Here is a 24,395-nt window from a genome sequence, read left to right as displayed (position 1 = left end):
CATTATCCTTTTCTTACTTGACCTTGTCCGTAGATTTTGTATTTGAATGTCGTTAAATCTTCTATTCCCATAGGACCTCTTGAATGAAGTTTATTTGTAGAAATGCCAACTTCAGCTCCAAGTCCAAACTCTCCACCATCTGTAAATCTTGTACTAGCATTTGCATAAACACAAGCAGCATCAACTTCACTTAAAAATTTATTTATTGTCGTGTAGTTTTCACTTAAGATTGATTCAGAGTGTCCAGAACCATGTCTTTGAATATGTGTGATTGCTTCATCAACATTTGCTACAATTTTTATGTTTAAAACGTTTGCTAAATATTCTGTATCAAAATCTTCTAATGTTGCAGGAATTGCGTTTATGTGTTGTAAAGTTTCAGGGCAACCTTTTAAGATTGTTCCGTGAAGACTAAGAGTTTCAACTAAACCACTTAAAATTAATGCTGCAATATTTGTATGAATTAATAAAGTTTCTATTGAGTTACAAGCACTTGGTTTTTGGCATTTTGCATTTACAACAATGTCAAATATTTTTGTAATATTCGCATCTTGGTCTATAAAAATATGACAAATTCCTTTATCGTGTTTAATTACTGGAATTGATGAGTTTTCACTCACAAATCTAATAAGTGCTTCTCCACCTCTTGGAACAATTAAATCTACATATTTGTCCTGTTTTATTAGTTTTGCAACACCTTCTCTACTTGAATCAGGAAGTAATGAAATAGCATATTCAGGAAGATTGTTTTTTCTTAGTACTTCTCTTAAAATTGTAGCTATTGCTTTGTTTGAGTTTTCAGCTTCTTTTCCACCTTTTAAAACACAAACATTTCCACTTTTAAAACAAAGTGCAGCAGTATCACTTGTAACATTTGGACGGCTTTCATAAATGATTCCAATTACTCCAATAGGAATAGATACTTTTTGAATATTTAAACCATCTTTTGTAACCCAACCATCTAAAATTTTACCTAAAGGGTCTTGTTGTGATGCAATTTGTCTAATTGCAATTGCCATATCTTGAATTCGTTTTTCTGTTAGAAGAAGTCTATCTTGTAAGGCTTCATTTAAGTTATTTACTCTTGCTTCATCCATATCTTTTTGATTGTGAGAGAGAATGAAAGAAGAGTGTTCTATTAAAGCATCTGCCATTTCATTTAGAACTCTATTTTTTTGTGCAGAGCCTAGATTTGCAATAATTCGACTACTGTTTTTAGCCTCTTGTAAAAACTCTTGCATAAGCTTTCCTATATTAAAATAAATTATTTTCGCGTAATATACTAAAATAAGGCTTTGTTACGGCTTTTATAATTTAATTTAAAATATGATTTATTGGACCATTACCATTACCTAAATTTGGTGCGTGTTTTATTGCTTCATAGATATATTTTTTTGCTATTTTTATTGAATTTTCTAAGGTTTCACCTTTTGCAATAAGAGAAGCAATACTTGCACTAAAACTACAACCTGTTCCATGAGTATTTTCTTCATTTGCTCTAGGACTTTCAAAATTTATAATTGTTCCATCTTTTTTTAATAAAATATCTACTGTTTTATTTTTATCTTCAACCATATTTTTAAATAAAATATTTGTTGGTATATGTTTTATGTTTTTTATATCATCTATTGAGTTTACATCAAAAAATAGTTTTGCTTCATATTTATTTGGAGTTATTACAAAAGCATATTTAAAAAGTGTTTTTAATGTTTCAACTGCTTCATCATCAATAAGTTTAGAACCAGCTCTTGAAATAGCAACAGGATCTAAAACAATAGGAATATATAAAGGTTTTATACAATCAAGAACTTTTAAAATAAGCTCTTTTGAACCTAACATCCCGATTTTTATAGCATTTACTTTAAAATCTTCTAAAACGCTAGATATTTGTTCTTGTACAAAACTAGGTTTTAAAACTTCTACATTTGTAACTCCAAGAGTATTTTGTACAGTTATTGCTGTTATTGCTGTTGTCATAAAAATTCCATGATAAAATCCACTTTTTATGTCAGCTTGAATACCAGCACCTCCACCACTATCACTTCCTGCTATTGTTAAAACAACTTTCATTTTTTAAACCTTTATTTACAAATACCACTATCTTTTAGCATTTCTTGGATTTTTTTACATCGATTATTATCAATGTAGAGATTTAACCATGATTCTACCCAATAAGGAATATTTCTTCCATTATTTCCCCAAGAGTTTACGCTTTGATATTTTAAGCCTAAATATTCTGAAAAAGTGCGTTTATTGAAATTCGCTTTTTTTAGTAACAATTTAAAATTTTCTTTATCCATTAGTATCCTAGAAAATAAATATCCAAAAGTATATCATAATATATTAAAAAGTATATAAAAGTATATATAATTAAGAAAAGTATTAGTTGAATTTTTGTAAAATATTTATATATAAAAATAAGGATTTAAAATGAAAGTAAAAGCAATTTTAAGTAGTGGAAGATTTAGAATTTTTAATGTTTTCAAATTTGAAGATCTAAAAGCTATAACAACTCTTTATCCAAGATGGGAATATATGTCATAAATTTTTTTATGTTAGAATAAATAAAACTTAACTGGAAAAAATATGGGAATAAAAGATAAATTAAAAGAAAATTCAAATAAATTAATAAATATTGCAAGTGAAAATGCAACAAAAGCTTTTGATTATCCTAAAATAAAAAGCCAGCAATTAAAAGATGCAATAAATTTAAAAATTAGAGAAAAAGCAATTCTTTCAACAAAAGCTAGATTAATAGAAAATCATAAAACTTTTGATGATTTTAGTGATGAAGATTTAGAAATAATTATTGCAGATGAAGAGAGAAAAATTATAGATGACTTGAAAACAAAATCTTTAGTTGTTGCTCTTGCAGCTCTTGGTTTAAACTTTTTTGTTTAGGATTTTGTGATGTTTAAACAAGTAAAATCTGCTGTTTTTTGGTACTACTTATATAAGTTTAGAAAAAGAGTTACTTTAATATTCTTGCTTTTAATTATCGTACTTTTTGCAAATGTGATTTATGCAGATATTGTAGAATACTTAAAATTAAAAGAAAAACTTGAATACCTAGAAATAGCTTTACTTTCAAAATGGTTAATCATAATATTTAATATTGGTATTTCTATATATCTTATTTTGACTTTGTTTAAAAAAGAGGAAACTGGAAGTAGTAAAAAAGAAAAAATAGTAGAAAAAGAAACTATCAAAAAAGAAAAATTCACTCAAAGAGAAAAAGAGTTTTTAAATAAAAAAACTATTCGTTCAAAAGCTGATATTTTATTGGATAAATAATTTAGATATATTTTAAGAATAAAGTCTTATTAATGGTGCGGTTAGCGAGACTTGAACTCGCACAGCTGTTGCCACTACCACCTCAAGATAGCGTGTCTACCATTCCACCATAACCGCATAAATATTGAAATTTTACAAATAAATCTTTTAAAAAAAATTTAGAATATAAAAAAGGGTTGAGAAGATAACCTCTCAACCCTTTTAGGTTTTATTAAATCTGTTGATTTAAGATTACCCTAAAAATGGATTTGCATATAATGCAATCATAGCTACAACAAGTGCATAAATAACTTGTGCTTCGATCATCGCTAAAGCAATGAACATTGTAGTCATTAATTTTCCACCTAAACCTGGGTTTCTAGCAGTACCAGCAATAGTTGCAGCAGCAGTATTACCCATACCAATAGCACCACCAAGTGCAGCAAGACCTAATCCAATTCCAGCAGCAACAACAGAGTATGCTTTTAAAGTTTCATTTACAACAGCTTCGTCAGCAGCGAAAGCGATACCAGCAATAGCTAGCATTAAAAGAACGATTTTTTTCATTTCTTTTTCCTTTATATAATTTAAACAAAGTCTGTTCGGCTTGCGTATCCCTACTAAATACTTTGATGGGCAATATTATAAAGAAGTAAAACTAAAAATAAGCTAAAATTTATAATCTAAGTTATTTTAAAAACTTTTTGTTATAATCAACAATAGAAAGAAAGGCTTATTATGAAAAAATCAATTTTAATTATAACTTTTTTGATTGCAATTGTCGTTGTGTCTGTTTATGGTATTTTATTTACGAAAAAAGGAAATGAATTTGTTGCATCTTATCTAGAAAATAGGGTGAATGAAGAACAAAAAGATTTAAATTTTAAAATAAATAATTTTATTTTGACAACAAAAAAAGTTGATTTTGAAGCAACACTCAATGAAAACTCTTACATAAATATCTCTGGTGATTTATCAATTTTTAAAAAAAATGTAGATTTAAAATATGATGTAAAAATAGTAGATTTATCAATTTTTAAAAATCTAATAAATGAAGATTTGAAAGGAACATTTTTTACAAATGGAATTTTTAAAGGCAATGAAACTGAATCAATAATTCAAGGGTTTTCAGATATTGCAAGTGGACAAACAAAATATTATATGAATTTAGTTGATTTTAAATTAAAAGATATTTATTTAGATTTGAAAGATGCAAAAATTGATGAATTATTAGCCATTATAAATAAACCAATATATGCTATTGGAAGTTTAAATTTAAATGCAAATATAAAAAATATTAATAGAGATAGTTTAGATGGATTATTAGTTGCAAATGTTTCAAAAGGTTTATTAAATAATGATATTTTCAATAAAGAATTTAATCAAAAAATAAATACAAAGATTAGTTTTGACGGTGATTTAAATGCTTCTTTGTTAGGTAATATTGTTGAAATAAAATCAGAAGTTATAAGTTCTATTGCTAATATTTTTTTCAATAAAGTTTTAATTGATATTGAAAAAAATACATTACAAAGTGATTATAAAATTGATGTAAAAAATTTATCAAAATTAGAAGGTTTAATTGGAAAAAAACTTCAAGGAGAATTTTTAACAGCAGGAAATATTTTAAAAGAGGATAAAAATATATCAATTGATGGAAGTAGTGATGTATTAGATGGTTTGTTTACTTATAAGCTTAAAATCAAAGATTCTACAATTCAAAATATAAATTTAAAAATAGAAAAAGCAAAATTAGAAAAAATATTTTTTATGTTAAGTGAACCTGTTTATGCTGTTGGAAACTTTGAATTCAATAGTGATATAAAAAATTGTGATTTAAAAGAACTTGATGGAAATTCAATTATAAAAATATCAGATGCAAAAATTATAAATGAAGTTGTAAATACTGTTTTTAAAAAAGATTTAAAAGATACTATTACTTTTGAAAGTGAAATTAAAAGTTCTTATCTTCCAAATCAGATAATATCTCAAATAAATATAAATTCTAATATTGCAGAAGCAAATATGCAAAAAGCAGTTTATGATTTTGAAAAAAACAGCTTTTATAGTGATTACAATTTAAATATTTTAAATTTAGAAACTTTAGAAAGTTTTACTAAAATGAAAATGCGTGGAATACTTGAGTTAAATGGAATTATTGAAGTTAATGATAATTTTCTTAAGGTTAATGGAAATTCTGATATAGCAAGTGGACAAATGAATTTTAATTTGATAAATGATGATTTATCTTTAAATTTAAATGATGCAAATTTAAAAGAAATTTCTTATATTTTATTTCAACCTGAGATTTTTGATTCAAAAACTAATTTAGATTTGAAATATAATTTGCTTGATAAAAAAGGTACTTTAAGTGCTAATCTATTAAATGGAAGATTTTTACCAAATAACTTTTCAAATGTTGTAAATCAGTTGACAAAATATGATTTAACAAAAGATATTTATGAAACAGCAGTTTTAAGTAGTAGAATCGATGATAAAAAGTTTATATCAGATTTATCAATGAAAAATAAAAATAATCAAATAGAAATAAATGAATCTTTACTTGATTTTGAAAAAAATTTTATAGATACAAAAGTTGATACAAAAATTAAAGATAACAGATTTTTAATTTTAGTAAAAGGAGATATGAATAAACCAAATATAACTTTAGATATAAAAAACTTTTTAAAAAAGAAAATAGAAAATAATAAAGATAAAATAGAAGAAAAATTGAATAAAGTTCTTAAAAATAAAGATAGTGAAGAAACTAAAGAGTTAATAAAAAATATAAAATCACTTTTCTAATTAATATGATAATTATTATCGGTTTTAAGAGAAATTGAAGTTTTTTTTTGCTTTAATTTTAGATGAAAATAATCAATATTAAAAAAGGAAAAGTTTATGATTAAAAGTACAAAAAAAATTTTATTATCTGTTTCTGTTGTAGCATCACTTGCTCTTACTTCTTACGCAGCAACAAATAATAATGAATCAAAAAAAGTTGAAGTTTCAAAACAAGCTTCTATTTTAGAAGCTTATGCAAATATCGCTCTAGATAATTATACAAATGCTTTAAAAGATGCAAAAAGTTTAAAAGTAGCTATTGACAAATTTGCAAAGAAACCAACACAAGAAAATTTTGATGCTGCAAAAAAAGCTTGGTTAGAATCAAGAGAATCATATGGTTCAACTGAGATTTTCAGATTATCAAATGGACCAATTGATGCTGAAGAGGGATGGGTTTCTGATGCTTATGGTGCATTAGAAGGACAAATTAATGCTTGGCCTTTAGATGAAAATATGATTGATTATACTATAGATGCAGAAGGAAAATTAACTTCTGGAAATATTATCGATACTGTTGGAAAATTTAATCCAGGTGGTGAAGATTCAAAAGAAGTTGATGTAACAAAAATCACAGTTGAATCTTTAACAGATTTAAATGAAAATGGTGGAGAAGCAAATGTTTCTACTGGTTACCATGCAATTGAGTTTTTATTATGGGGACAAGATCAAGATTATGCAAACTTTATGGATGATAATGTTACAAAAGGTGCAATGGTAGCAGGACAAAGACCGTTAAGTGATTTTACAACAGATAAAAATGCACAAAGAAGATTAGCTTATTTAAAAGCAAGTTCTGAAAAATTAGTTGAAGATTTAGAAATTGTTGCAAGTGCTTGGAAAAAAGAAGTAAAAGGAAATCAAGGTCTTTATCAAGCAGCACTTTTAGGTAAATTAAAAGGAAAAGATAAAGAGAAAAATATTGATCAAAAAGAGGCATTAAAACAAATTATTGCAGGAATGGGTGTATTTATTAAATCAGAACTTGCAAATGAAAGAATTGCTGTTGCAGTATTAACTCCAAGTGAAGAAGATGAGCACTCTTGTTTTTCTGATAATACTCATAGGGATATAGTTAAAAATTATGAAGGTTTTAAAAATGTTTTAACTGCAACTTATAATGGTAAAAAATATGGAAAGTCTTTATTTGATGCTGTTGATGCTGAAACAAAAGATAGAATAGAAAAACTGATGTCTTCTATTGAAGAAAAAATTGAAAGTATTGATAAAATCGCTAAAACAGAAGCTCACTTTGATTATCAAATTAGACCTGACAATGAACAATCAAAAGTTATAGTTAAACTTAAAAATGAAATGAGAAAACTTGGTGATGAAATGGTTAATGTTGCTTCAGCAAATGGAATTAATTTAAGTACAGATGATGTTACAGATCCAGAAGAAACAAAAATTTAATAACAATTTTTTAAAAAAAGTTGTTTTGATAAAAAGCCTTGTAGCTATTTTAGCTACAGGGCTTTTTGCAGTTAATAGCAATAGTAATTTTTTATCAACAAATAAAAATAGTTCATTACTTACAATTCCTCAAAAAGGGTTAAATAATGAGCAATATGATAAGTTTATGTTAGGAAGAAGTTTTTTTTCTATACCTTGGGTTGAAGCACCGAGTATTACAACTGCGAGAGATGGATTAGGACCACTTTTTAATGCAAATAGTTGTATTAGCTGTCATCCAAAAAATGGAAGAGGAACTTTATTTTCAAAAGATAAATTTCCTTCAAGAGCTTTAATAGCAAGATTATCTATAAAATCAAATGATAGTTTAGAGCATAAAGAATTTTTGAAATATCAAGGTTTTGTACCTGAACCAGTTTATGGAAATCAATTGGCAATTAATGGTATATTTGGAGTTGATTTTGAAGGAAAGGTTAATATTGATTTTGAAGAAAAAGAAATTATTTTTCCAGATGGAGAAAAGCAAATATTACTTAAACCAAAATATAATTTGACAGATTTGAATTATGGTGATTTACATAAAGATTCAAATGTATCATATAGAATTGCACAAACTTTAAATGGAATGGGATTAATTGCTTTAATTTCAGACGAAGATATTTTAGCAAATGAAGATATAGAGGATAAAGATGGAGATGGAATTTCAGGTCGAGCTAATTGGGTTTATTCAAAAATAACAAAAAAAACTGAATTAGGAAAATATACTTGGAAAGCAAGTGTTGCATTCTTAAAAGAACAAATAGCAAATGCAGCTTCAAATGATATTGGATTGACAACTTCAATTAATCCTAATGAAAACTGTACAAATTTTGAAGAAGCATGTAACAATGCTCCAAAAGCAAAAGATAGTATTGATTTACCAGATGAAAGATTAGATGCGATTGCTTTTTATTTGAAAAATATAAAAAGTTATGTTCCAAAAAATACAAAAGAATATAATGAAGGATTAGCTTTATTTGAAGCTATTTCTTGTTCAAAATGTCATATAATAAGTTTTGAAACAAAAGAAGGTTTTAAAGTTTCACCATATTCTGATTTTTTACTTCATGATATGGGGGAAGATTTAGCTGATGGAAGAGTTGAATTTTTAGCTTCACAAAGTGAATGGAGAACAGCTCCTTTATGGGGATTAGCTTTACATAAAAAAATAAATAAAGAAAATCCGAGGCTTTTACATGATGGAAGAGCTAGAAGTTATCAAGAAGCGATTTTATGGCATGGTGGTGAAGCTCAAAATAGTAAAGAAAACTATATGAATTTACCGAAAGAAAAAAGAGAAAAATTGATTAGATTTTTGGAGGAATTATGATAAAAAAGTTTTTATTTTTAATGTTTTTTAGTGTTGCAATGTTTGCGCAAGATAGCGCTCTTTTTAATATTGTTAAAAATGTGTCTATTCCAGATGTTGAAGTAGCAATTAAAGATGCAAAAGCTTTAAAAGCAGATTATAGTGATCAAAATTTTACAAAATTTATAAAAGACTGGAAAAAAGTTGAAGCACTATATTTTGCAGGTGAACTAGATGATGAATATTTAGATACACCAAGATATATTGATGTTTTTAATAACTTAAAAGAAGATTTAAATTCACAAATGCAAAGAGTGATTGACTCAAATGATGATCCTAAAAAAGCACTATTTAAAAATTCATTTAAAACAGTAAATGCTTTAGAATATGTTTTATATAGTGAGAAAACGATTACTACAAGAAAAAAAGAGATTGCTGGTGTTATTATTGATTCATTAATTTCAAAATTAGAAGATATAAAAGGTGCTTATGAAGAGTTTTTAACTTCTAAACCAAAAGATGAGAAATTTGATACTGCAATAGTTATTAATACTTTAATTGCAAGTACTTATAGATTAAAAGAGTGGAGAATTGGTAATGCAAGTGGTTCTTCTGCAAAATTCAAGAATGATCCAAATAACAGTAGAGCAGAGTATTTTCTAAGTCAAAATTCTTTTGCAGCAATTGATGCTATTTTAGATGCGCAAAAAGAGATTTTAGAAGATAAAAACTATTATAATTTTGCTTCTTTATCTAAAAAGCTTAATGCACAAAAAGAGTTAAAAGTAGCTCTTGATAAAATAATTGAAACAAAAGAAAAATTATCAAAATTAAAAAAAGATGATTTTTCAAAAGCACAAGATTTATTTGAAAGTGCGAGAGCTTTACACAATGCTTACTATTTATCTTTAATTGACAAATTAGGTCTAAAAGCAAATGTTTTAGATGCCGATGGAGATTAATTAAAAAATGAATGATTTTTTTGCACTTGAATATGTAATAAATCCAAGTAAAAGAATATTTTGGATTTATATAATTAGTTCTATATTTTTGGCAATTGTATATTTTTATGTTACTAAAAAAAATAGTAGATTAATCACCTCTTCAAAATTGTGGTTACATCCAAGTGCAAAATTAGATTATTACTACTTTTTTTTATCTTATTTTATAAATATATTTTTACTGGTACCTTTTATTATAAGTGCAAAAACTGTTGCTTTATATATAAATAAAGAGTTATATTTTTATTTTGATTATTATGATAATACTTTTTTTAGTTATAAACAGATAGTTCTAATGTACACAATTTCTATATTTGTTATAAGTGATTTTACAAGATATTGGCTTCATAGATTTTTGCATACAATACCATTTTTATGGGAGTTTCACAAAGTTCACCATAGTGCAAAAGTTTTAACACCAATAACATTTTATAGAGTTCATCCTGTTGAGAATTTTCTTTTTGGACTTAGATATTCTTTAAGTGTTGGATTTGTAACTGGTATATTTATATATTTATTTGGTGCAAAAGTTGATATTTATATGGTTTTTGGAGTAAATATTTTTTTATTTATTTTTTCATTATTAGGTTCAAATCTTAGACATTCTCATATCCCATTGTCTTATGGAAGAATTGTAGAAAAATGGTTACTTTCACCTAAACAACATCAGATTCATCATGATAAAAAGCATTTTAATAAAAATTATGGTGGTTATATTGCGATTTGGGATAGAATTTTTGGAAGTTTAACTCTATCAAAAGATGTTAAAATTTTAAAGTTTGGTTTAAGACGTGAACAAATGAAGGACTATTTGTCTTTAAAGTATTTGATAATTAGACCTTTTATGAATTTATTAAAAAAGAGGGGATTTAATGAAAAATTTAAAACTATTTTTAATAGTTAGTTTGATGTTTTCATCTTTGTTAGCAGAAGATTTGAAAAAAGAGGATTTAGGAAGAATTTTATTTTTTGATGTAAATTTATCTAAAAATAGAACTCAAAGTTGTGCTACATGTCACAATCCTGATGTAGCATTTACTGATAATAGAGATAATGGTGTAAAAAAAATGGCTTCACTTGGTGATGATGGAAAATCATTAGGTGATAGACAAGCTCCAACAGCATCTTATGCAAAATTTTCTCCAAAGTTTCATTTTGATGAAAAAACAAAAAAACATGTTGGTGGACAATTTTGGGATGGAAGAGAAGCAACTTTAGAAGGGCAAGCAGGTGGTCCACCACTAAATCCAATTGAGATGGGAATGCCAAATAAAAAATCAGTTGTTGATAGACTAAAAGAGAATACTCTATATGTTGATTCGTTTAAAAAAATCTTTGGAGCTGATATTTTTAAAAATGATGATAAAGCTTATGAAGCTATGACTATTGCTATTGCTTCTTTTGAAAGAACTGACGAATTCTCACCATTTGATTCAAAATATGATAGATATTTAAGAGGTGAATATGATTTAACACCACTTGAAGATTTAGGAAAATCTATATTTTTCTCTAATAATAACAATTCTTGTGCAAATTGTCACGTTTTAAAAGGTGAAGATAAAGAGGGTGAAACTTTTACAAACTATCAGTACCACAATATTGGAACTCCTGAAAACCATCATTTAAGAGCAAAAAATGGTGTAAAAGCAATAGATGAAGGGCTTTTAGCAAATTCAAATGTGTCAGATGTTACTCAAAAAGGAAAACACAAAGTTCCAACTTTAAGAAATGTTGCAGTTACAGGTCCATATATGCATAATGGAGTGTTTAAAGATTTAAAAACAGTTGTAGAGTTTTATGATAAATATAACAATAAAGATAGAACTATTGATCAAGAAACTGGAAAAACTTGGGCTGAACCAGAAGTTAAAGAGAATATTTCTTTAGAAGAGTTAAAAGCAAATAAATTAACTGATAGAAAAGTTGAAGCTCTTGTAGCATTTATGAAACTTTTAACAGATAAAAAATATGAATATCTTTTAGAGGAACAAGAGAAAAAAGAGAAGTAAAATTCTCTTTTTTAATTTTTCTTTGCTTTTAAAATTAGAAGAACTGAACCAATAAATGCAGCTATAACTGAACTTGCAAATATTCCAAGTTTTACTGCACCTACTATATTTTCATCACTGAATGCAAGATGAGAGATAAAAATAGACATTGTAAATCCAATTCCACCTAAGAATCCAACAGCAAATATATCATTCCAAGTTACGTTTTCTGGTTTCACACTGAGTTTTAATTTTGTAGCTAAATATGTAAAACTAAAAATACCAATTGGTTTTCCTACAACTAAACCTAATGCAACACCTAAAACTATTAATTGATGTTCCATAACATTTGAAAAATCTATTATTACTCCTGCATTTGCAAATGCAAATAAAGGCATTATAATAAAAGCTGAGAAGTTATGTAAAGCATGTTCTAATTTTACTAAAGGATTATCTACACTTAAATGTTCAACTGATTCTTCCAAATCGGCTTTTTTATTTAAAGGAATTGCAAAAGCTAATAAAACACCAGCAATTGTAGAGTGAATACCTGTTTTATGGATAAATATCCATAAAAAAACTCCTAAAATTATATATGGAGTTAATTTTTGTACATTTTTGTAGTTCAAAACCCAAATTATAAAATAAACTGCAAAAGCATATAAGAAATATTCAAAGTGAAGTTCATTTGTGTAAAAAATAGCAACAACTACAATTGCTCCTAAATCATCAACAACAGCAAGAGTTACCAAAAATAGTTTAATTGCAGGATTAACTTTATTTCCTAAAAGCATCAAAATACCTAAAGCAAAAGCAATATCTGTTGCCATTGGTACCCCAAAACCTGTTATATGATCAGGATTTAGACTTATATAAAGTATTGCAGGAACTATCATTCCTCCAATGGCAGCAATTATAGGAAAAGATGCTTTTTTTACACTAGATAATTCTCCTATTAACATTTCTCTTTTTATTTCTAATCCAACAACAAGAAAGAATATTGCCATTAAAACATCATTTATCCAATGAAGTAAACTCATAGATGCATTTAATTGTCCGAAATTAATTCCAAGTTGTGTAGAAAAAAGTTCAAAATAATATGGACCAAAATCTGAATTTGCGATTGTTACAGCAAGTACAGTTACTACAAAAAGTATTAATCCACTTAAAGTCTCTTTTGATATAAAGTCTTTAATTAAAAATAGGCTATTTTTCATTTTTTTCCTTTTTTAAACACTCTTTACAAATACCTTTAATAATAATATTTTCGATTTTGTATTCTGGAAGTGTTAAATTTAATTTTTCATGAATACATTCAATTTTTGAACAGTTTGTACAGATAAAATGTGAATGTTGATTTTTTTTGATTTCAAAATATCTTTTTTTATCATTTGATTCAAAAGAATTTATAAGATTTTCCTCTTCAAAAATAGCTATGTTTCTATAAAAAGTTGCTTTGTCCATAGATATAAAATCTTTTATATCTTCATAAGATAAGGGTTTATTAGAGTCTATTAATATCTCTAATATTGCTTTCCTTGCATTTGTAAGTTTTATGTGAGTAAAGTCTATTATATTCATGAAAAATATTGTATCAAAATTCTTTTTAAAATCATTTTACAACTAAGTTGCATTAAAGATTAAAAAGATTAAACTTTCAACTTAATTGCAACTAAGTTGCATAAAAATAATAAAGGATAATAATGAAAAAAGTTTTAGTTTTATTTTTGGTTTTTGCTTCATTTTTATATGCAAATAAACCACAATTAACAGTAAATATTTTGCCACAAAAATATTTTGTAGAAAAAATAGTAAAAGATAAATTTGACATAAATGTTATGGTAAAGCCAGGAAGTTCTCCTCATAACTTTGAACCAAAACCTTCTCAGATGAAATCTTTAGCTTCTTCAAAAGTTTATTTTTTAGTTGGTGATCCAAGTGAACAAGCGTGGATAGAGAAATTTAAACAAAATGCAAAAGATACTTTATTTGTAGATACTACTGTTGGAATAGAAAGAATTCCTATGGTTGCACATAAACATCATGATGAAGAGGATGAAGATGAACATGAAGGTCATGCACATCATGAACATCATGAACATGAGCATGAAGAACATGCTGATCATGATGAATCAGGTTTAGATCCACATACTTGGTTAGATCCAATTTCTGTAAAAGTTCAAGCAAAAAATATTTATGAAGCTATGTTAAAAATTGATGAAAAAAATAGTGATTTTTATAAAGCTAATTATGAAGAATTTGTAAAAGAACTTGATAGTTTAGATACTGAAATAAAAAATATTTTAGCACCTTATAAAGATAAAGCTTTTATGGTATTTCATCCATCTTGGGGATATTTTGCTAAAAGATATGATTTAGAACAAATATCTATTGAAATGGAAGGAAAAGAGCCAAAACCAAATGAGTTAGTAAAACTTGTTGAAGAGGCAAAAAAACATGATATAAAAATAGTGTTTGTTGCTCCTCAATTTTCACAAAAAAGTGCAAAAACTATTTCTCAAAGTATTGGTGCAAATGTAGTTTCTATTGATCCTTTGAGTGGTAATTGGAAAAATGACCTTTTAAAAACAGCAAAAGAGATTGCAAATAGTTATAAATGATAAGATTTTTTATACTATTTATGATTTTTAAGAGTATCCTTTTTGGATGCTCTTTATGTTCAGTTTATACTCCAAGAACTCATGTTTCTACACATATAAAAACAGATAATCAAAATATTAAAACATTAAGCATAAATTGGAGTTTTGCAAAACAATTTTCTGATGAATTATTACAAATATATGATTTAAATTTAGATGGAACTTTTGATAAAAAAGAGTTAAAATTTATTGAAGATGCTTTATTAAACTATTTAGAACCAAGGAATTTTCTAACAACTATATCTTATGATAATAAAATTGATGGACAAAGTATTCCTTTTGAAGTTCAAGATTATAAAATGAGTTTTAAAAATGGAATTTTGAATTTTGATTACAATATTACTTTAGACTACAAACTTTATGATAAAAATATTTTAAATATTAGAGTATTTGATAAAGAAGGTTATTTTTTTATAATCTTTCAAGATGAAAAACAAAAATTTGATACTCCTTACGAAGTTAAAAAAAGTACAAATATAAGTGAAGTAACTTATACTATAAATGCACCAAGTTTAACAATTCAAGAGATACAAAACGAAGTCATTGTTCCAAAAATAGAAAAAGTTGAAGAGAAAGAGAAAATCTATGAAGAGCCTAAAAAAGAGAATTTTTTAGATGTTTTTACAAATAATATAAAAAAATATTTAGTAGATATTGAAAATGGAGATAAAATTGCTTTAGTTTTTTTACTTATGGCATCTTTTATTTATGGAGTTGTTCACGCTCTTGGTCCTGGACATGGAAAGGCTTTGGCATTTTCATATTTTTCTTCACAAAAAAGTTCTTATTTTGAAGCTTTTATTATCTCTTTATTTACCGCTTTTGTTCATATAATTGGGGCTTTAATTATAGTGCTTATTTCAGTTTTAATACTTCAAAGTGTCTTAAATAATTTTATAGAAAATAGTGTTACTTATATTACAGCTTTAAGTGCAGTTATTATTATGTTTTTAGCTTTATACATTTTATATAGAAAAGTAAAGAAAAAGTCTTGTTCTTGTGTCTCTTGTAGTGTAGAGTTAAAAAGTACAAAATTTGATATAAAACCACAAAATCAAAATTTTGTGAAATTGACTCAAAATAAACCTATTTTACTTCAAAAAAGAAGTAAAAAACAGGATTTGATTTTTGTTTTAACAGCAGGAATAGTTCCTTGTCCAGGAACAGTTTTACTTTTTGTTTATGCTTTTTTATTAAAAACTTATTTTGCAGTATTTTTAGCAAGTATTAGTATAAGTCTTGGAATGGCTGTTGTGATTTTTGCTTCATCATTTTTAGGAGTAAGTATTCATAAAATGTCTTCAAAATCTTCAAAAATTATAAATATTTTAGAGATACTTGCACCTATTTTTATGTTTATTTTGGCTTTATTATTACTTTTGAGTTCGAAGATTTTTTAAATCTCTTTTATCATATGATAGAAGTTGCTTCCTGAAACTTTTAGGATTTCATTATCTTGAAATCCTAATCTTTCATACAAAGCTTTTGCTTTTGGATTTTCAAAATCAACTAAAAGTGAGAGTTTCTCAAAATCTAACTCTTTTGCTTTTTGTTCGGCAAAACTAAACAACTCTTTTGCTATTCCTCTTCCTTGAAAGCTAGGACTTACACTAACTGTATCTATATAAAATTCATCTTCAAAACACTCTTTTTCAAATGAATCTAAAAAAATATTTTTTCTTTTTAAATGTTCAATCATAGGCGAGTCTAGTTTTTCTACATCATTTGAATTGTATGCTAATAAAAGTCCAACTATTTGGTTATTTGTTTCATAAGTATAAATATTGTTATAACTAAGCCTACAAACATCCATTTTTATATAATAATCCAAAGTTTCTAAAATTTTTTTATCTTCATTTTCACCAGTTAAAGTATTTGCAATATCATGAATTGCATCATAAATAAGGGTTGAAATATTTGTAATACTATTTTTATTTGCTTGTTTTATCATAATTTTTCCAAAATGCATTTTTTGTGGATTCTACTAAACCTTAACTAACAGATAATTAATAGATTTATTTTAAAATGCTAGTGGTTATGTAAAATTTTGGAGAAAATTATTGAAAGCAATAAGAATTTTAGTTTTAGAAAGTAATGATAAATCCATTTCTCAAATTATAGAGATTTTAAAAAATAATGACTTTTTGGTAGATATTTGTAGTAATAATGATGAATTTTTAGAATCTATTTATTATAACTTATATGATTTATATTTATTGAATATAAATGAAGAAAAAGCAATTCCACGATTTCAATTAATAAAATTATTAAATGAGTGCCATGATATGACTATGAAAATGGTCATAGCCTCAATTTCAAGTATGATAAAACCATCTTTTATATCAGGTTGCGATGAGTGTGTTATAAGAAATGTAGATGAAGATGAAATAATTTTAAGAATAAAAGCACTTATTAGAAGACAGTTTAAAGTTCATTCTGATTTTATAACTTTAAAGAAAAATATAAAATATGGGATATTTAATAAAAAAATTTTAGTAGATAATGATGAAATTATTTTAGGAGAAAAACCTTTATTGATTTTAGATTATTTACTTAAATTTAGAGATATTTTTGTCTCTTCTGAAGATTTAGAAAAAGAAGTATATCCAGCCTGTAGTGATAGTAAAAATGGAGTAATTCGTTTTCATATTCATAAAATTAGACAGCTTTTAGGAAATGATATTATTTTATCAAATCGAGTAAGTGGCTACAAAATCAACATATAATTTATCAAATACTACAAACGAATAATTAACACTGTATATCTAAAATACCGTTTGCATTAAGCAAATAAATATACAGGAGGATTGGGTATGTTCGATTACCCCATATTTGAAATGCCTTTTATAGGGCAAAGAATGTTGATGGCAATAAATGCAATTATCCATGTCTTTGTATCTCATGGAGGTGCAGTTGGAGGTTCGGTTGTTCTTGCTGCTATGGCTTGGTGGGCAAATAAGAAAAACGATATGCAAGCTTATAATTTAACTTATAAAGTTATTATGGTATTTTTTATTGTTTCTACTTCAGTTGGTGCATTAACAGGTGTTGGTATGTGGATACATGCAAATATTTTAAGTCCAAATGCAATTGGTGGATTAATTAGAGTATTCTTTTGGAAATGGTTTATTGAGTGGATAGTATTTAACTTTGAAGTTGTACTTCTTTTACTATTGTTTATGACTTGGAAGAAAAATCAAACAAGTGATGAAGGAAGAAAAAAGACTATAAGATTAGGTGTTTATTATGCTATTTCTTCATGGTTAACAATGGTTATTATCACTGCAATTTTAGCATTTATGTTAACTCCAAATTTTGATGGACAACCTTGGGTAGATCCTGAAGTTTATCCGGGAAATGTAGATTACAATAATGCTTTATTTAATCCAACTTGGTGGCCTTCTTTAGCATTTAGAACATTTACATCTATCGCATTTGCAGCAGCACTTGCTATTATGTGGACTTGGATAATTGCAACTTTTTCAAAAAATGAAGAAGATAAAGAAGCAAAAGCTAGACTTATTAAGTTTTTAGCGGCAATTATGTTAATAACTGTTCCAATAAGTGCTATTTTTGGTTATTGGTATTATACAGAAATTCCAGCTGCTGCACTTTCTATGATTCCAACTGCTGTTATGACAAGAGCTTTTGAAGATAGATTTGATTTAATGTATCTAATGGCTATTGGTGTTGGTGCTTCAATCATAATTACAACAATAATCGCTTATTTTTCACCAAAAAGAATGCCATATTTAGCAGCAAGTTTAATGGTTGCTGGATTTTTAGTTCTTTGGGGATATGAAGAAAGAGTAAGAGAATTTATACGAAAACCTTTTTTAATTTATAACTATATGTATTCAAATGGTATTAGAACAACAGATGTTCCATACTTAAATAAAGTGGGAATTTTAAAACATGCTGTTTTCTTAGATGAAAGTAAAAAAGTTGTAAATGAAGATAAATCAAATATTTTAGAAGTTGGTAAATCAATTTATCAAATAGAGTGTCGTATCTGTCATACCCAAAATGGTATTAATGGATTAAAAGGTTTAACAACTGGTTGGTCACATGATGCTATTAGAAATAGATTAAATAATCTTCCAGGTGGTGGGACTCCATATATGCCTCCATTTGTAGGAACTGAAGCTGAAAAAGATGCGTTAGCAGCTTATATTAAATCTTTAAACACTAAAGGAGTTATAAAATGAATTGGAAATTACCATTTGATATTCCATTAATTACACCAACTTTAGGTTTACCTTTAGAGTTTTTTAGTATTTTAGGAATTATAGTTTTTGTTGTACATATTTGTTTTATTTATATGTTAATTGGAGCTTCAACTGCTTCTGTTATTTATAATATTATGGGTGTATTTAAAAAAGATTCAAACTATGATAAGTTTGCTTATAGAATGACAAACTATACAACAGTTTCAGAAAATATGGGTGCTTTATGGGGAGTTGCTCCATTACTTGTAATTTCTGTACTTTTTACTGGATTTTTTTATACAGCAATTTTAAAAATTAGTCCGCATATTTTACATATTATTTATGGAAATATTATTGCATTCTTATTATCTTATGCTTATAAATTTTCTTGGCATGCTTTAGAAAATCATAAAGGTTTTCATATAGCAATTGGATTATCAGCTGTATTAGCATTTTTTACATTGCCATTTGTATTTATGTCAATGACAAATCTTTATATGCAGCCAGAACTTTTTGCAAGTATAAATAATATTTGGGAAATTATGTTTACTCCAGTTACTGGATTTAGACTTTTAAATTTCTTTTTAACGGCATTTATGGCAACTGGTATTGTTATGATATTTATTGGAGCTAGATGGGTAAAAAGAGGTGATACTGAAATAGGGAAAATTTCTATCAGCCAAGGTAAAAAATGGTTTTTACTTGCAACTCCTTTAAATATAGTTGTAATGCCACTATTACCTTTTGTATTTACTGCAAGAATTAGTGAAGCTTTAATGCACACAGGATTTATTTATTTACCTTTTATTGCTTCATTATTATTGATTGTTGCATTTTTATATGTATTAAGTAAATTTAAAGATGAGGTTGTAAGTTCTCAATCAGCATTTAGAGTAGTAGCACTTGTATTGTTATCGATTTTTTTAATGGCAACAACAAGAGAAGGTGTTAGAGTTGTTTCTTTTGCTGAACCACTTGCTCTTCAAGCTCAAGCAACTGAAGATTTTATGAATGCTTCTTTAACTGAATACAAAAAATATAAGGAAGAAATGGCAAATAAACCAGCACTTGACTTAAATGATCCAGCTGTTTTAGCCGAATCAAAAGGGTGTTTTTCTTGTCATAATGTAGATGTTAAATTAGTAGGTCCTTCATTTAAAGAGGTATCAACTAAAAATAGCGAAGTAGCTGTTTTAGTAAAAAGTATGATGAATGGAAGTGAGAATAAATACGATGTTATTCCTATGCCACCTCAAGATGTAAGTGAAGATGAAGCTAAAAAATTAGCAACTTGGATTTTAGAATTGAAAGAGGCTAAATAATGAAAGTCTTTAGGCTTTTATTTTTAGTAATAGTTTTAAAAGGAGTGGCATTTGCTGCTCCTTTTTTAGAAGATATTTTAAAAAAAGATAAAATAAATATAGTTGCGTTTGTAACTTCTTGGTGTCCTGTTTGTCAAAAAACAAATGATTATTTAGAGTCTTTTTCAAAAAAGAATAGTGATGTTTTTGTTACTTTATTTTTTGTTGATGAAGAAGTGCCAAAAATATTATCTCAAACTTCAAATTTCAAAACAAATTCTATTTCTTTTGAAGATTCTAAAAAATTTGGCGTAGATAAAAGCATTCCTTATATTTTAGTTTTTGATAAAGAGTTAAAAGTAATAAAAAAATATAACTCTTTTAATGAACTACTTTTGACAAAACTTGTCAAAAATTTACAACAAGGTTTATATGAAAATGGTACTTTACCACCAGAACAAAGGATAGATTTATGGCAAAAAAACAAGTTCTAGCACCAACTTTATTTATAACATTTTGTTTATATATTTTAACTCCTTGTCTTAGTTTTAATAATATTCATTTTTTGATGTTTAATTTTGAATTTCATAGATTTGAGTTTTTGTTTATGGCTTTTGAGGCTTCAACTCATCAACTTATTTATATTGTTATCTCTTTATTTATTGGATTGTTAGTAGGATTAAATTTTACTATTTCTAGGTTTTTTTGTGGATATTTTTGTCCTTCTTCTATTGCTACATTTATAACTACATCTATAAAAAATCCTTTTATTCTTTTTTTTACAATTTTGTTATTTGCTTTTGTTTTAGCATTTTCAACGATTTCATATTTTACATCAGCTTCTAATTTAGTTTTAAATTTTACAAAATTTGATACAGCTTCAATTTTTGTAGGAATTTTAACAACTCTATTTACAAGTATCTTTTTAGTATTTCGTGGTTGGTATTGTTCTATTTTGTGTCCTTACTTTTTTGTAAGTGCGATTCTTCCTCAAAAAGATAAACAAACTTTTGAGTTTTTTGATAAAGAAAGTTGTATAGACTGTAATAAATGTGTAAAAATCTGTCCTATTGATGAGCTTGATATAAAAGCTGGTTTTGATATAAGATGTGTTCAATGTGGACTTTGTGAAGTTGCTTGTGAAAAAGTGATGTTAAAATTTAATAAACCATCTTTAATAAAGAAAAAATTTGAAGATAGAAATATTTTTAGAAGTTTTTCAAAAAATGGTTATATTTTTGGAATAGTAGTCTTTTTATTGATGATATTTGTGATTTTTTATATTTTAGATAGCTCTTTTTTAGATAACTGCTATTTTACAAATAAAGAGTTGTATAAATAAAAAATGGTCTAGACTTTTTTAACTTGTATATTACACTCAGAAAATTAGTAGGATGAGATTGTTTTAAAAGTTATTTAATCTAGATTAACCATTTGCAAAATTTTACAAAGAGAGTGTTAATTTATTGTTTGAATACCACTTTTCCCAAAAAATTTTTTATTGATTTTTTGGAAAAATTATGTTTATTTCAAGCCCATTATTTATATTTAAAGCTTTTATTTCACCTTTAAAATGCCGATTTATAATCGTTTTACTTATATAAAGTCCTAAACCTGTACCATTTTTTTTAGTTTTTGTAGAAAAATATAAATCAAATATTTTTTCTAAAAGTTCCTCATTTACTCCACCTGCATTATCTTTTATTTTAATTATTAAAGTATTTTCATTTTCTTCTAAAATAACATCAATCATTTTATTTGAAAAGTTATTCTCTTTAAATGCATCAATTGAATTATTAAAAATAGTTAATATAACTTGATGTAGTTCATTTTTATAACCATAATAACTAATAGTTTTATCTGAATGAAAATTAAATTTAATGTGATTACTTTCAAATATAGGTTGTATTAAACTATAAGTAGAGAGAATAGTCTCTTTTAAAGAAAAAGACTCTTTATCTTTTTTAGGTTTAAAGAAATTTTGGAAATCATCTATTGTACTTGATAAATAATCTATTTGGTGTTTAAAATTATTTTTTAGATTATCTAAAGTTTCAGTTGATAAATTCTCTTTTTTATGTTTTATGATTATTGTATTTACAATTAATGATATATTATTTAGAGGTTGTCTCCATTGATGTGCAATCATATTCATCATTGAACCCATTTCAGCGAGTTTTGCTTGTTGGAACATAATTGCTCTTTGTTCATGATTTTTTTGTAATTCCTCTTTTATTCGCTCTTCTAAATTTAAATTTAATTCAGCTAATTTTCTTTGAGTATTCTTTAATTCACTAATATCTATAATCGTACTAATTCTTTTGTTTGAGCCTTTTATGTTATGACCTTTTACTAATCCATCGATAAATGAACCATCTTTTTTTACAAATGTTAATTCGTAAGGTTCTTGGTCATCACTTAATTTTTGTTTTAAGATATGATAATCTTTTGGTGCAACAAAATCAAAATAAGTTTTGTTTTGTATCTCTTTAAAATTGTCATAACCTAATATTTTTAAAAGCTGGTTATTTGCTTTTAAAAGTTTTCCATTTTCAAATAAACTAATACCTTCTATTGCAGAATCAAGCCATTCATTTAATTCATCATTTTTTATTTTTAAAAAAACAACAAAAAATAGAATAGTAATTAAAATAAATAAAAATGTATAAAATATTTTCCAAATTAAATCTTCATCAATAATTTCGGCATATCTTGTAACTTTGTATTTTTCTTCAATTGATTTTATATCTTCTTGTGAAAAATCACTTAGTCCAAGATTTATAATCTCTTTTAATTCAGGTTCACTTTTTTTAATAGCAAAAGCACCTTTTATTTGGTCTATATGATTTAAAAATCCTGATATCTTAAATTCTCCATATCCAAACTTTTGTATCAATCTATCAACTGTTATATTATCTGTTACAAAACCATCAATTTCATCATTTTTTAGCATTGAAATAATCTTTTTTAAATCATTCTCAACTAATACATTTGCTCCTAAATAGTGAGAAGTTAAATAATCTTTGAATACACTATATCTTGTAACAAATTTTTTATTTTCAAGGATATTGTTTTCAATAAAAGGTTTATCTATTTTTGTAATAATTACTAAGTTTGATTTTAAATAAAAATTGCTTCTATCCATGATTTTATAATATTTATAAGAGTCTTCAGCAGTGATAGTTACAATATCACATTTACCATCTAAAATATTTTGAATATTTTCTTGATAATCATCAATTTTTATTGGTTTTAGTGTAAATTGAAATTTTTGAGCAATAGTATTTAAAATTTCTCCGGATATTCCTATTAAATTATTGTTATTGTCTATTCCATCTATTGGAAAGGAGTTATCTTGAACACAAACCGTAAACTCTTTATTTTCTATTAAATAGTGATTTTTATAAAAATCACTCAAGGCTTTTTTTTCATTCCAAATAAAATCATCCAAATTTATATTTTTAAATTTTTGTGGATAGATTAAAGATATTGTATTTGCCATCTCTTTGATTTTTGATTTATCAATAGTTCCAAAATCTTTTTCTAAATAACTGCTAAAATGTTTTAAAATATTTGCTTCATAAATTAAAGCCTCTTTTGATTTTTTTTGAGAGTTATATTTAGTATAGATTAAATCAACACTAAAAGGAATATTATTAAAAGCGTATATCCAACCTTCTTTTGTGGCTTTAATAAAATCTTTTACGATTTTAGGATTTTGTTTTGCAAATTGTGTTGAAGTATAAATCATGTCACCATAAAAATCAAATCCATAATCTTTTGGAAGAAAAGTATTATATTTGATGTTGGCTTTTTCTAAAAGGTAGGCTTGATTAGATAGATATCCAACAATTGCATCAGATTCTTTATTTATAAAACTTTTTGAATATAAAGAGTGTTCTTTTGCATTTATATGAATATCTTGACTTTTTAAAACGGCATTTATTGACATATTTGAAATTTCATTTTTAGCAAACTCTATGTTTTTATTATTTAAAGAGTTTAATGTATCTAACTCTTTTTGGCTAAATAAAGCAATAGGCGAAGATTTGAAAATTGAAAAAAGAGCTACAATATCAGCACCATTTAGTTTATGATAGATTAAAGATGAATCATCTACTCCAAAATTATTTTCATTGTTTAATACTTTGTTTAAAGGATCAAATTTTCCATCAAACTCTTTGAAATTTACATCTAAACCATATTTTTCATAAATTCCTAACTCTTTAGCTACATAAAATCCTGCAAATTGAAATTGATGTTTCCATTTCAATTGAACTGAAACAGGAGTTAATTCATTTGAATATAAAAAAGAAATCAATAGTAAAAACAGAGATATTTTTTTCAAGATATTCCTTT

The 24,395-nt window shown here is 25.8% G+C and carries 23 protein-coding genes and 1 tRNA gene; 15 read left to right on the top strand and 9 right to left on the bottom strand.

Annotated elements, in window-relative coordinates:
• Positions 1-2 precede the first annotated feature (2 nt).
• The 3 genes from B0175_RS10820 to B0175_RS10810 all read right to left on the bottom strand — a co-directional run bounded on the left by B0175_RS10820 (position 3) and on the right by B0175_RS10810 (position 2,300).
• Positions 3-1,241: a glutamate-5-semialdehyde dehydrogenase gene (locus B0175_RS10820; RefSeq protein ID WP_108528557.1), complete on the bottom strand. Its 1,239-nt coding sequence runs from the start codon at positions 1,239-1,241 to the stop codon at positions 3-5.
• A gap of 73 nt (positions 1,242-1,314) precedes the next feature.
• Entirely contained in the window at positions 1,315-2,070 is a 756-nt protein-coding gene (gene thiD, locus B0175_RS10815) for a bifunctional hydroxymethylpyrimidine kinase/phosphomethylpyrimidine kinase (RefSeq protein WP_108528556.1), read from the bottom strand.
• Positions 2,071-2,081: 11 nt separating this feature from the next.
• Positions 2,082-2,300, bottom strand: a complete 219-nt coding sequence (locus B0175_RS10810; protein ID WP_014469145.1) for a hypothetical protein — start codon at positions 2,298-2,300, stop codon at positions 2,082-2,084.
• A 286-nt stretch (positions 2,301-2,586) separates the two neighbouring features.
• On the opposite strand from B0175_RS10810, the gene B0175_RS10805 reads away from it, so the two are divergent.
• Together B0175_RS10805 and B0175_RS10800 are read left to right on the top strand one after the other, a co-directional pair.
• Positions 2,587-2,901 (top strand): hypothetical protein, encoded by a 315-nt coding sequence (locus B0175_RS10805; protein WP_004509940.1) that lies wholly within the window; start codon positions 2,587-2,589, stop codon positions 2,899-2,901.
• 9 nt (positions 2,902-2,910) lie between these two features.
• Entirely contained in the window at positions 2,911-3,294 is a 384-nt protein-coding gene (locus B0175_RS10800) for a hypothetical protein (RefSeq protein ID WP_108528555.1), read from the top strand.
• A 33-nt stretch (positions 3,295-3,327) separates the two neighbouring features.
• On the opposite strand, the gene B0175_RS10795 is transcribed toward B0175_RS10800, so the two are convergent.
• Positions 3,328-3,411: transfer RNA gene (locus B0175_RS10795), tRNA-Leu, on the bottom strand.
• 114 nt (positions 3,412-3,525) lie between these two features.
• On the bottom strand, positions 3,526-3,840 hold the full coding sequence (locus B0175_RS10790; RefSeq protein WP_004509928.1) for a F0F1 ATP synthase subunit C: 315 nt from the start codon (positions 3,838-3,840) through the stop codon (positions 3,526-3,528).
• Positions 3,841-4,011: 171 nt separating this feature from the next.
• Here B0175_RS10790 and B0175_RS10785 point away from each other — a divergent pair, with 171 nt between their 5' ends.
• From B0175_RS10785 to B0175_RS10760, 6 genes are all read left to right on the top strand, one after another.
• On the top strand, positions 4,012-6,078 hold the full coding sequence (locus B0175_RS10785; RefSeq protein WP_108528554.1) for a hypothetical protein: 2,067 nt from the start codon (positions 4,012-4,014) through the stop codon (positions 6,076-6,078).
• A gap of 96 nt (positions 6,079-6,174) precedes the next feature.
• Complete coding sequence (locus B0175_RS10780; RefSeq protein WP_108528553.1) at positions 6,175-7,530, top strand: imelysin family protein; 1,356 nt, start codon at positions 6,175-6,177, stop codon at positions 7,528-7,530.
• Positions 7,531-7,555: 25 nt separating this feature from the next.
• Complete coding sequence (locus tag B0175_RS10775) at positions 7,556-8,899, top strand: di-heme oxidoreductase family protein (RefSeq protein ID WP_228156102.1); 1,344 nt, start codon at positions 7,556-7,558, stop codon at positions 8,897-8,899.
• Positions 8,896-9,840: an imelysin family protein gene (locus B0175_RS10770; protein ID WP_108528551.1), complete on the top strand. Its 945-nt coding sequence runs from the start codon at positions 8,896-8,898 to the stop codon at positions 9,838-9,840. Before B0175_RS10775 ends, B0175_RS10770 begins: the two co-directional genes overlap by 4 nt.
• A 7-nt stretch (positions 9,841-9,847) precedes the next feature.
• The gene (locus B0175_RS10765) at positions 9,848-10,783 is read left to right on the top strand and encodes a sterol desaturase family protein (RefSeq protein ID WP_108528550.1); all 936 of its coding nucleotides are present in this window, start codon (positions 9,848-9,850) and stop codon (positions 10,781-10,783) included.
• The gene (locus tag B0175_RS10760) at positions 10,752-11,888 is read left to right on the top strand and encodes a cytochrome-c peroxidase (protein ID WP_108528549.1); all 1,137 of its coding nucleotides are present in this window, start codon (positions 10,752-10,754) and stop codon (positions 11,886-11,888) included. The genes B0175_RS10765 and B0175_RS10760 overlap by 32 nt, the downstream gene beginning before the upstream one ends.
• Positions 11,889-11,899: 11 nt before the next feature.
• On the opposite strand, the gene nhaA is transcribed toward B0175_RS10760, so the two are convergent.
• A complete protein-coding gene (gene nhaA / locus B0175_RS10755) occupies positions 11,900-13,084 on the bottom strand; it encodes a Na+/H+ antiporter NhaA (RefSeq protein WP_108528548.1) in 1,185 nt (394 codons plus the stop codon).
• On the bottom strand, positions 13,074-13,448 hold the full coding sequence (locus tag B0175_RS10750) for a Fur family transcriptional regulator (RefSeq protein ID WP_108528547.1): 375 nt from the start codon (positions 13,446-13,448) through the stop codon (positions 13,074-13,076). Before B0175_RS10750 ends, nhaA begins: the two co-directional genes overlap by 11 nt.
• Before the next feature lie 122 nt (positions 13,449-13,570).
• On the opposite strand from B0175_RS10750, the gene B0175_RS10745 reads away from it, so the two are divergent.
• Together B0175_RS10745 and B0175_RS10740 are read left to right on the top strand one after the other, a co-directional pair.
• Positions 13,571-14,488, top strand: coding sequence for a metal ABC transporter solute-binding protein, Zn/Mn family (locus B0175_RS10745; protein ID WP_108528546.1), 918 nt, complete (start codon positions 13,571-13,573; stop codon positions 14,486-14,488).
• Between the two features lie 20 nt (positions 14,489-14,508).
• Entirely contained in the window at positions 14,509-15,927 is a 1,419-nt protein-coding gene (locus tag B0175_RS10740) for a HoxN/HupN/NixA family nickel/cobalt transporter (protein WP_210004355.1), read from the top strand.
• Here B0175_RS10740 and B0175_RS10735 read toward each other — a convergent pair.
• Positions 15,924-16,478, bottom strand: coding sequence for a GNAT family N-acetyltransferase (locus B0175_RS10735; protein ID WP_151951110.1), 555 nt, complete (start codon positions 16,476-16,478; stop codon positions 15,924-15,926). The two genes, B0175_RS10740 and B0175_RS10735, sit on opposite strands and share 4 nt — an antisense overlap.
• A gap of 109 nt (positions 16,479-16,587) precedes the next feature.
• On the opposite strand from B0175_RS10735, the gene B0175_RS10730 reads away from it, so the two are divergent.
• The 5 genes from B0175_RS10730 (at position 16,588) to B0175_RS10710 (ending at position 21,378) form a co-directional block, all read left to right on the top strand.
• On the top strand, positions 16,588-17,253 hold the full coding sequence (locus B0175_RS10730; RefSeq protein WP_012147707.1) for a winged helix-turn-helix domain-containing protein: 666 nt from the start codon (positions 16,588-16,590) through the stop codon (positions 17,251-17,253).
• An 87-nt stretch (positions 17,254-17,340) separates the two neighbouring features.
• Positions 17,341-18,735 carry a c-type cytochrome gene (locus B0175_RS10725; RefSeq protein WP_108528543.1) on the top strand — a complete coding sequence of 465 codons (1,395 nt, stop codon included), beginning with the start codon at positions 17,341-17,343 and terminating at the stop codon, positions 18,733-18,735.
• Positions 18,732-20,057 carry a c-type cytochrome gene (locus B0175_RS10720; protein ID WP_108528542.1) on the top strand — a complete coding sequence of 442 codons (1,326 nt, stop codon included), beginning with the start codon at positions 18,732-18,734 and terminating at the stop codon, positions 20,055-20,057. The genes B0175_RS10725 and B0175_RS10720 overlap by 4 nt, the downstream gene beginning before the upstream one ends.
• On the top strand, positions 20,057-20,530 hold the full coding sequence (locus B0175_RS10715) for a TlpA family protein disulfide reductase (protein ID WP_108528541.1): 474 nt from the start codon (positions 20,057-20,059) through the stop codon (positions 20,528-20,530). The genes B0175_RS10720 and B0175_RS10715 overlap by 1 nt, the downstream gene beginning before the upstream one ends.
• Positions 20,509-21,378, top strand: coding sequence for a 4Fe-4S binding protein (locus tag B0175_RS10710; protein WP_108528540.1), 870 nt, complete (start codon positions 20,509-20,511; stop codon positions 21,376-21,378). The genes B0175_RS10715 and B0175_RS10710 overlap by 22 nt, the downstream gene beginning before the upstream one ends.
• Before the next feature lie 156 nt (positions 21,379-21,534).
• On the opposite strand, the gene B0175_RS10705 is transcribed toward B0175_RS10710, so the two are convergent.
• Positions 21,535-24,384 (bottom strand): ABC transporter substrate-binding protein, encoded by a 2,850-nt coding sequence (locus tag B0175_RS10705; protein ID WP_108528539.1) that lies wholly within the window; start codon positions 24,382-24,384, stop codon positions 21,535-21,537.
• Between the last annotated feature and the right edge of the window lie 11 nt (positions 24,385-24,395).

This window comes from Arcobacter lacus (assembly GCF_003063295.1).
GTDB lineage: Bacteria > Campylobacterota > Campylobacteria > Campylobacterales > Arcobacteraceae > Aliarcobacter > Aliarcobacter lacus.
Note: the sequence above shows the minus strand (reverse complement) of the source record. Positions and strands in the feature narration are given on the sequence as shown.

What these genes read in the sequence shown, in the direction of transcription:
- B0175_RS10720 (WP_108528542.1), top strand. Translation starts at nt 18,732, where the DNA reads ATGAATTGGAAATTACCATTTGATATTCCATTAATTACACCAACTTTA.
- B0175_RS10740 (WP_210004355.1), top strand. Translation starts at nt 14,509, where the DNA reads ATGATTTTTAAGAGTATCCTTTTTGGATGCTCTTTATGTTCAGTTTAT.
- B0175_RS10760 (WP_108528549.1), top strand. Translation starts at nt 10,752, where the DNA reads ATGAAAAATTTAAAACTATTTTTAATAGTTAGTTTGATGTTTTCATCT.
- nhaA (WP_108528548.1), bottom strand. Translation starts at nt 13,084, where the DNA reads ATGAAAAATAGCCTATTTTTAATTAAAGACTTTATATCAAAAGAGACT.
- B0175_RS10770 (WP_108528551.1), top strand. Translation starts at nt 8,896, where the DNA reads ATGATAAAAAAGTTTTTATTTTTAATGTTTTTTAGTGTTGCAATGTTT.
- B0175_RS10725 (WP_108528543.1), top strand. Translation starts at nt 17,341, where the DNA reads ATGTTCGATTACCCCATATTTGAAATGCCTTTTATAGGGCAAAGAATG.
- B0175_RS10785 (WP_108528554.1), top strand. Translation starts at nt 4,012, where the DNA reads ATGAAAAAATCAATTTTAATTATAACTTTTTTGATTGCAATTGTCGTT.
- B0175_RS10800 (WP_108528555.1), top strand. Translation starts at nt 2,911, where the DNA reads ATGTTTAAACAAGTAAAATCTGCTGTTTTTTGGTACTACTTATATAAG.
- B0175_RS10790 (WP_004509928.1), bottom strand. Translation starts at nt 3,840, where the DNA reads ATGAAAAAAATCGTTCTTTTAATGCTAGCTATTGCTGGTATCGCTTTC.
- B0175_RS10710 (WP_108528540.1), top strand. Translation starts at nt 20,509, where the DNA reads ATGGCAAAAAAACAAGTTCTAGCACCAACTTTATTTATAACATTTTGT.
- B0175_RS10745 (WP_108528546.1), top strand. Translation starts at nt 13,571, where the DNA reads ATGAAAAAAGTTTTAGTTTTATTTTTGGTTTTTGCTTCATTTTTATAT.
- B0175_RS10735 (WP_151951110.1), bottom strand. Translation starts at nt 16,478, where the DNA reads ATGATAAAACAAGCAAATAAAAATAGTATTACAAATATTTCAACCCTT.
- B0175_RS10780 (WP_108528553.1), top strand. Translation starts at nt 6,175, where the DNA reads ATGATTAAAAGTACAAAAAAAATTTTATTATCTGTTTCTGTTGTAGCA.
- B0175_RS10810 (WP_014469145.1), bottom strand. Translation starts at nt 2,300, where the DNA reads ATGGATAAAGAAAATTTTAAATTGTTACTAAAAAAAGCGAATTTCAAT.
- B0175_RS10765 (WP_108528550.1), top strand. Translation starts at nt 9,848, where the DNA reads ATGAATGATTTTTTTGCACTTGAATATGTAATAAATCCAAGTAAAAGA.
- thiD (WP_108528556.1), bottom strand. Translation starts at nt 2,070, where the DNA reads ATGAAAGTTGTTTTAACAATAGCAGGAAGTGATAGTGGTGGAGGTGCT.
- B0175_RS10750 (WP_108528547.1), bottom strand. Translation starts at nt 13,448, where the DNA reads ATGAATATAATAGACTTTACTCACATAAAACTTACAAATGCAAGGAAA.
- B0175_RS10805 (WP_004509940.1), top strand. Translation starts at nt 2,587, where the DNA reads ATGGGAATAAAAGATAAATTAAAAGAAAATTCAAATAAATTAATAAAT.
- B0175_RS10715 (WP_108528541.1), top strand. Translation starts at nt 20,057, where the DNA reads ATGAAAGTCTTTAGGCTTTTATTTTTAGTAATAGTTTTAAAAGGAGTG.
- B0175_RS10820 (WP_108528557.1), bottom strand. Translation starts at nt 1,241, where the DNA reads ATGCAAGAGTTTTTACAAGAGGCTAAAAACAGTAGTCGAATTATTGCA.